This window comes from Methylomonas methanica (assembly GCF_001644035.1).
GTDB lineage: Bacteria > Pseudomonadota > Gammaproteobacteria > Methylococcales > Methylomonadaceae > Methylomonas > Methylomonas methanica_A.
Genome location: NZ_LUUG01000015.1, coordinates 1 through 6,085, shown reverse-complemented (window position 1 = coordinate 6,085; position 6,085 = coordinate 1). Strand labels below are relative to the sequence as shown.

General features: G+C 52.5%; 8 protein-coding genes. 4 read left to right on the top strand and 4 right to left on the bottom strand.

All coding sequences use genetic code 11. The features are described 5' to 3' along the window. Positions 1-446: 446 nt before the first annotated feature. Both A1332_RS00850 and A1332_RS00845 read right to left on the bottom strand, forming a co-directional pair. Positions 447-707: a Txe/YoeB family addiction module toxin gene (locus tag A1332_RS00850; RefSeq protein ID WP_064006700.1), complete on the bottom strand. Its 261-nt coding sequence runs from the start codon at positions 705-707 to the stop codon at positions 447-449. Then, entirely contained in the window at positions 704-955 is a 252-nt protein-coding gene (locus A1332_RS00845) for a type II toxin-antitoxin system Phd/YefM family antitoxin (RefSeq protein WP_036278825.1), read from the bottom strand. The genes A1332_RS00850 and A1332_RS00845 overlap by 4 nt, the downstream gene beginning before the upstream one ends. 129 nt (positions 956-1,084) lie before the next feature. Between A1332_RS00845 and ureA the strand changes: the two genes are divergently transcribed. The 3 genes from ureA (at position 1,085) to ureC (ending at position 3,532) form a co-directional block, all read left to right on the top strand. Next, positions 1,085-1,387: an urease subunit gamma gene (ureA, locus tag A1332_RS00840; protein WP_020482653.1), complete on the top strand. Its 303-nt coding sequence runs from the start codon at positions 1,085-1,087 to the stop codon at positions 1,385-1,387. 127 nt (positions 1,388-1,514) lie between these two features. Next, positions 1,515-1,832: an urease subunit beta gene (locus A1332_RS00835; RefSeq protein ID WP_064006699.1), complete on the top strand. Its 318-nt coding sequence runs from the start codon at positions 1,515-1,517 to the stop codon at positions 1,830-1,832. Next, positions 1,829-3,532 (top strand): urease subunit alpha, encoded by a 1,704-nt coding sequence (ureC, locus tag A1332_RS00830; RefSeq protein ID WP_064006698.1) that lies wholly within the window; start codon positions 1,829-1,831, stop codon positions 3,530-3,532. The genes A1332_RS00835 and ureC overlap by 4 nt, the downstream gene beginning before the upstream one ends. Positions 3,533-3,626: 94 nt before the next feature. Here ureC and A1332_RS00825 read toward each other — a convergent pair whose 3' ends face one another. Beyond that, positions 3,627-4,196 carry a hypothetical protein gene (locus tag A1332_RS00825; protein WP_064006697.1) on the bottom strand — a complete coding sequence of 190 codons (570 nt, stop codon included), beginning with the start codon at positions 4,194-4,196 and terminating at the stop codon, positions 3,627-3,629. Between the two features lie 85 nt (positions 4,197-4,281). Beyond that, the gene (locus A1332_RS00820) at positions 4,282-4,638 is read right to left on the bottom strand and encodes a hypothetical protein (protein WP_157203910.1); all 357 of its coding nucleotides are present in this window, start codon (positions 4,636-4,638) and stop codon (positions 4,282-4,284) included. 686 nt (positions 4,639-5,324) lie between these two features. Here A1332_RS00820 and A1332_RS00815 point away from each other — a divergent pair. Next, on the top strand, positions 5,325-5,822 hold the full coding sequence (locus A1332_RS00815; RefSeq protein ID WP_064006695.1) for a hypothetical protein: 498 nt from the start codon (positions 5,325-5,327) through the stop codon (positions 5,820-5,822). Positions 5,823-6,085: the final 263 nt, after the last annotated feature.

Genomic DNA, 6,085 nt, shown 5'->3' with positions numbered 1-6,085 from the left:
AAGTCACGGATTCAGGTTTACTTATCCAGCAAATCAGGCCCATGAAAGTGAGTATCAATTTGCCATAGAATTTTCTATTACAGGAATAAATTTAAAAAGAATCCTGGAAACTAGCAATCTATCAACGTTATTGCCGTAGGTCAGATTTTAAAACTTGTAATTCCGGGGCGGTTGTCTCCCCTGATGCCGCGCCGAGCACCGGAGGGTTTGAACGGATTAGCCCGCAGGGGCGATGCAGGGATGCATCGCGTTTTTCGCAAGGGCTGGGATGCCCTTTCGAAAAACCCCGTTCAAACCCTTCGGCGCGCAGGATAAAAGCGGCATGGGGCGGCCTTTCTTTTGGGTACTTTTCTTTGGCCGTCCAAAGAAAAGTACCTCGGCTGTCGGGCCGAGACCCGACATTAAATAAACCCGTCGCGGCAGCGACACAACATAATCAACCAAAGTCAATACTCATAGTGAAACCGCACCTGCGCAATCAACAACGTATCCCCGGTAACCTTATAAACGATTCGATGCTCGTCGTTTATCCGCCGCGACCAATAGCCGGACAACCCATGTTTCAGCGGTTCCGGTTTGCCGATGCCCTCGAACGGCTGGCGCAGGATTTCCTTGATGAGTTGGTTGATACGTTTAAGAATGGCTTTGTCGGTGGTTTGCCAGTAAAGATAGCTATCCCAGGCATCGGCGGAAAAAGTGATTTTCACTCGATCAACTCACGCTCCGTGCCTTGGCCGGATTCCAGCTCGGCGATGGATTCCAGCAAGCGGCGGGCGTTGGCTGGCGAACGCAGCAGATAGGCGGTTTCCTCCATGGCTTGGAAATCTTCCAAAGACAGCATTACCACCGGGGATTCGCTTTTGCGGGTGATAATGATGGGGGCATGGTCGGCGCAAACCTTGTCCATGGTTTTAGCCAAATTGGCGCGAGCGGCGCTGTAACTGATGGCGTCCATTGATGCTCCTGTTGTACGAAAAAGTGTACGATAGCTTAACGCCGACGGTTGGCTACTGCAAATTGGAAACACGCGTGGGCACTATAAAGCCTGCCCACCCTACGAAAACGTCACACTAACGAAACGACTATGCAATTAACCCCAAGAGAAAAAGACAAACTCCTCCTCTTCACTGCCGCCCTCCTCGCCGAGCGCCGTAAAGCCAGAGGCTTGAAACTTAACTACCCGGAAGCCGTGGCGTATATCTCGGCAGCGATCATGGAAGGCGCCCGCGACGGCCAAACTGTCGCCGAGTTAATGGCTTATGGCCGCACGCTATTGAGCATCGACGACGTGATGGACGGCATCGCCGAGATGTTGACCGAGGTGCAAGTGGAGGCGACTTTTCCGGATGGCACCAAACTGGTAACGGTGCATGAGCCGATTGTTTAGTCATCGCGTGGGCACAAAAAGCACGTGCCCACCCTACGCAAATCTGTCAGAACGCAAAGAAAATCCAACATGTAGGGTGGACACGATTTATCGTGCCCACGCGAAAAACGATTAAAAGGAGCCCACTATGATCCCCGGAGAAATATTCCCCGCCGAAGGCGATATCGAACTCAACGCCGGTCGCGCGACCGTTAAAGTTTTGGTCGCCAACAGCGGTGACCGGCCGATTCAGGTCGGCTCGCATTATCATTTTTACGAAACCAACCCGGCTTTGCATTTCGAGCGCAGCGTGGCTTTGGGCTTTCGGCTGGATATTCCGGCCGGCACCGCCGTGCGTTTCGAGCCGGGCCAGCAGCGCGAGGTGCAATTGGTGGCCTTCGCCGGCAAGCGCGAGGTCTTTGGCTTTAGAGGTGAGGTAATGGGCGCATTGGAGAAAACCGCATGAGCAAAATTTCGAGAGCGGCTTACGCCGACATGTTCGGCCCCACCACCGGCGACCGCCTGCGGCTGGCCGACACCGATTTGATTCTGGAAGTGGAAGCCGATTACACCGTTTACGGCGACGAGGTGAAATTCGGCGGCGGCAAGGTGATCCGCGACGGCATGGGCCAAAGCCAGTTGGGTAACGATCAGGCCGTGGATTTGGTAATTACCAACGCACTGATCATCGATTACTGGGGCATCGTCAAAGCCGATGTCGGTGTCAAGCAGGGGCGGATTTTCAAGATCGGCAAGGCCGGCAATCCCGATATTCAACCCGGCGTGGACATCATCGTCGGCCCCGGCACCGAAGTCATCGCCGGCGAAGGCCAAATTTTGACTGCGGGCGGCATCGACGCCCACATCCATTTCATCTGCCCGCAACAAATCGAAGAAGCGCTATGCTCCGGGGTCACCACCATGATCGGCGGCGGCACCGGCCCGGCCACCGGCACTAATGCCACCACCTGCACGCCGGGGCCGTGGCATCTGCAACAAATGCTGACCGCGCTGGACGGTTTGCCGATGAACTTCGGCTTGTTGGGCAAGGGCAACGCCAGCCTGCCCGGCGCGCTGGAAGAACAAATCAAAGCCGGGGCGATGGGCTTGAAACTGCACGAAGACTGGGGCACCACGCCTGCGGCGATAGATTGCTGCCTGGGCGTGGCCGATGATTACGACGTGCAGGTGGCGATCCACACCGACACCTTAAATGAGTCCGGCTTTGTCGAAGACACTTTCGCCGCCTTTAAAGGCCGCACCATCCACACTTACCACACCGAAGGCGCTGGCGGCGGCCATGCCCCGGACATCATCAAAGCCTGCGGTTTGAGTAACGTATTACCGTCGTCGACTAACCCGACCCGGCCCTACACGGTCAACACCGTCGACGAGCATCTGGACATGCTGATGGTCTGCCACCACCTCGACCCCAGCATTCCGGAAGACGTGGCTTTTGCCGAATCGCGCATCCGCCGCGAAACCATCGCCGCCGAGGACATCCTGCACGACTTGGGCGCGTTTTCGATGATTTCCTCGGACTCGCAAGCCATGGGCCGGGTTGGCGAAGTGGTGATCCGTACCTGGCAGACTGCGCATAAGATGAAAGCGCAGCGTGGCGCGTTGGGTAGCGATACTGCACAAAACGACAACTTCCGCATCAAGCGCTACATCGCCAAATACACCATCAACCCAGCCATCAGCCACGGCATATCCCACGAAGTGGGTTCCATCGAAGCAGGCAAACTGGCCGACCTGGTGCTGTGGCAACCGGCCTTTTTCGGCGTAAAACCCAGTCTGATCATCAAAGGCGGCCTGATCACCGCCGCGCCGATGGGCGACGCCAACGCCTCCATCCCGACCCCACAACCGGTGCATTACCGGCCGATGTTCGGCAGCTTCGGCCGCACTGCAGCCAGCACCTCCATGATCTTTTTGCCGCAGGCGGCGGTGAGTTCCGGTTTGGCCGACCATTTAGGGCTGCAAAAACGCGTAGGCACGGTGAAAAACACCCGAACCATCGGCAAGGCGGATTTGAAATTGAACGACTACCAGCCGGTGATGGAGGTTTGTCCGCAAACTTATCAAGTACGGGCGGATGGGGAATTGTTGGTGTGCGAGCCGGCGGTGGTGTTGCCGATGGCGCAGCGGTATTTCTTGTTTTGAGAAGGATCAGGGTTTTCGGTAGAGCCATCCGTGGCCCTGCCGAAAACAAACTGTATCAGGCGGAAGCGATGGCGGCATTTGCCATCAGTTGAAACTAGGAACCTGGGGTATTGTTTTTGTGCGGTAGAACCGGTTCATCGTTGCTCGTTGCACCCGCCTCTATTTGGTGAGCCATTGCTTCAATGATTTCCGGTGGTGCACCGGATTGCTTTAGGCTTTCGCGTAACTCAGCGCTCAATTCCGCGCTGGTTCGTTCGGGTACCGGTTCTTCGGGCTGAACGGCTGCGACGGACTCTTGTTCTTTCAGAGTCTGCTCCATCTGCGCAATCTGCTCTTCCGGTAAGTGATTGGCTCGCATCGACGCAATCATATCGGCATTGGCTTCGCTACGCGCCGCCTCATCCTCGGGCGACACGCTATTGGCGAGCGCCTGCCGCTGGCGCTCGTGCGGGGGTAATCGAGTGTCCGGAGACATTGCGGCGTTTGTCGGCGGAATATCGAGCTTTCTGTTCGCGCCCACCGCGATAACAGGCGCGGAAACTGAAGCGGTATTCTCCGGCAGCGCCGCCCGCTGGCTCTCGCCACGACCGGGGAATTGCTGACCGGCAAAATATCCGCTCGCAAAAACGCTAGCCACACCCAGTATTGAGACAAGTTTATTCATGATCGTGACCTAGGTTGAGTTTGTTCGGAGCGGAATCTCGGCCGGATGAATCAGACCAAAGATTCCGCATGATCGGATTCAGCGATTAATACTCGTACAGATAGGTTAAAGTACCTAGATAGCGGTAAGATCCGGAGGTTGGGCAGGCAGCAGTGCCTGAGTCACCATACAAATACAAGCTTTGATGGTTTTGCAGCGCCATTTTGGCCTGAATCAAAGCCTCTTTGTTATAGGTCACGTAATAGTTGGTAAAGGCCGGCAGTACGTTGTGCTCCGGCACGGTGTAGATATAACCGTATGTCGTACCGTTTACATTGTATTCGTAGACGCCGCTGACATAGGTCCAACCTCCGCTGCAACTCGCCGCATTGGCGGCACTGGCACCGAACATGGAAGCGGCAACGAAAGATAGCATTAAGAATAAATTTTTGATTGTTTTCATGACTTTCACCTTTTGAAAATTAAACACGAGAGTTGATGAATTAACGCTGTACTTGCTTCTCGGGTAAAAAATTGGCTTACTTTGAAATTCAAGGGCAGCATGTCCGGCGGCATTTGCGCTGCTGTTTTGCTGGCGGCGTAATTAGCGGGGACGGTGTTAATTTAGGGAAATCGGGGGGAGTTCTCTGTTAACTTGTTGGCTGGGAAAGTGTGAGGTTTTTCACAGTTTTATGTGGACGTAGCTTTGCTGGGTTTTGGGTTTTTGTGTCGCTGTCGCGACGGGGATTTTTAAAGTCGGGTCTCGGCCCGACGGCCGAAATACTTTCTTTTGCGTGGCCAAAAGAAAGTATTCAAAGAAAAGGCCACCCGACATTCCGCCAATTTCCTACGCGTCTCGCTTTTGGCGAGGGTTTTCGGAAGGGCCATCCTTGGCCCTCCGAAAACGAGCGGCATCCCTGCCGCTCCCCTACGGGCTGATCTCGCCAAAAGCTCCGATGCTCGGGGCGGAATAACGGGATAAAACCATCCCAAGCCGAAAAACGTTAAACGACTTCATAAGTTAGATTTTTGATTGTGATGCAGTACACTCCCCACGCAGTTCGGCACATCCTACAAACCAAAAACATAAGGCAATCCACATATATCAAATTAATTGCATGAAATATTCTTCAACCCCTTATATGTAACATGAAAGATAATCTAATAAAATACTCATTCCAATTAGTCGTTTTTATATTTATCGTATATTCATCTTCTTTAATATTAATTACTTGGTCTAATCCGGAAATATCAATTGATAAATCTGGTGTTTTTGGCGATAGTTTCGGAGCTCTTACTGCACTATTCACGGGACTGGCTTTTGCTGGTACATTAAGGACACTTCAAATACAAAGCGAAGAACTTAAACTTCAACGAACTGAAATAGAACGAGCCGCGTCAGCACAAGAAATAACGGCTAGACTCACTGCGACGACAACGTTACTTTCTGAATATAATTCAAGATTGAAAACAAATGAAGAACTAATCAAACAACAACAAGATCAAATGTTATCTGGCATCATAAATCAAGTTATACAGAGCGCCTATGAAGTAAGCATAAGTAAATTAGAAGAGGAAAATTTAACAATAACTCAAAATAAATATAGTTTAATTCGAGAATTGGAAAGCATACTCACTGAAACGTAATAATCTTTTTTTACATATGAAAATCAACAATTAATGAACCTTGATTTTTGTGTGTACGAGCCCGGACGAATAACATGCGTCCGATTACGCTTTGCTAATCGGACCTACCGTCCTCTACGTTTTTACGATCGACTTATGAATTTGGGATAGTTTTGGTCCCGTTATTCCGCCCCGAGCATCGCAGCTTTTGGCGAGAGCAGCCCGCAGGGGAGCGGCAGGGATGCCGCTCGTTTTCGGAGGGGCAGGAAGCCCCTTCCGAAAAC

Bases quoted from the DNA above. Each gene is read 5' to 3' on its own strand.
- A1332_RS00820 (WP_157203910.1), bottom strand. From the start codon at position 4,638: ATGAAAACAATCAAAAATTTATTCTTAATGCTATCTTTCGTTGCCGCT.
- A1332_RS00845 (WP_036278825.1), bottom strand. From the start codon at position 955: ATGGACGCCATCAGTTACAGCGCCGCTCGCGCCAATTTGGCTAAAACC.
- ureC (WP_064006698.1), top strand. From the start codon at position 1,829: ATGAGCAAAATTTCGAGAGCGGCTTACGCCGACATGTTCGGCCCCACC.
- A1332_RS00815 (WP_064006695.1), top strand. From the start codon at position 5,325: ATGAAAGATAATCTAATAAAATACTCATTCCAATTAGTCGTTTTTATA.
- A1332_RS00835 (WP_064006699.1), top strand. From the start codon at position 1,515: ATGATCCCCGGAGAAATATTCCCCGCCGAAGGCGATATCGAACTCAAC.
- ureA (WP_020482653.1), top strand. From the start codon at position 1,085: ATGCAATTAACCCCAAGAGAAAAAGACAAACTCCTCCTCTTCACTGCC.
- A1332_RS00825 (WP_064006697.1), bottom strand. From the start codon at position 4,196: ATGAATAAACTTGTCTCAATACTGGGTGTGGCTAGCGTTTTTGCGAGC.